Origin of the sequence: Photorhabdus aballayi (assembly GCF_026153155.1) — a bacterium.
Taxonomy (GTDB): Bacteria; Pseudomonadota; Gammaproteobacteria; order Enterobacterales; family Enterobacteriaceae; genus Photorhabdus; species Photorhabdus luminescens.
Genome location: NZ_JAPFCD010000144.1, coordinates 1 through 655 on the forward strand (window position 1 = coordinate 1; position 655 = coordinate 655).

At 46.4% G+C, this 655-nt stretch carries 1 pseudogene; it reads right to left on the reverse strand.

Going from position 1 to position 655, the window contains the following annotated elements:
* Positions 1-101: 101 nt before the first annotated feature.
* Positions 102-655: pseudogene (locus tag OO184_RS24950) on the reverse strand (IS982 family transposase); the annotation flags it as partial.

Sequence of the window (655 nt, forward strand, 5' to 3'; positions counted from 1 at the left end):
AGGGGGTTTGAAGCCAGCTTCCGACAGCGGACTTCGGTGGGCCTGCCACCCTCTCCTCCTGAGCTTATGCTACATACTGGCTGCATTCCCTATGCGGCTAGTTTGTATGCCTGCTGCACACTTTCTATCAGAAATCGCCTTCTTAACATCAGCTTATCCCAGAGAGATAACGCTTTTGCTTTCATGTTACTACGGACATGAATGATTAACGTTATTCCTTCTGCTTCCAGTTCATCGCACAGGGCCTGTGACAAATACCCTTTATCGCCATACAAACACCCTGTTAACCCTTGTACCCGCGCTTTGACGGGATGACGATCATCTTTATTTCCTGAGGTCAACTTAACCGCTAAAAGTTCACCACAATCATTGATAACCAGATGAAGTTTAAAACCCTAAAACCAGCCTGTACTCGTTTTCCCTCGCTGGGCAACACCCTCAAATACGCGATGACGGGGAATACGGAGGTTGTGACAAACGGCAATTTTGGTTGAATCAATAAAAGCGATCCCCAGGGTTTCAGCCTTGCGTGACGAAAGAAAAGTACAGAGAGGAATGAGCGCCCTTTGCTTCAAGGTTAACATACGGGTGTAGCTGACCAATCCGGGAAAATCGGCCTGAAGATAGTGTTTAATATGCTGAATATAAAACGTTT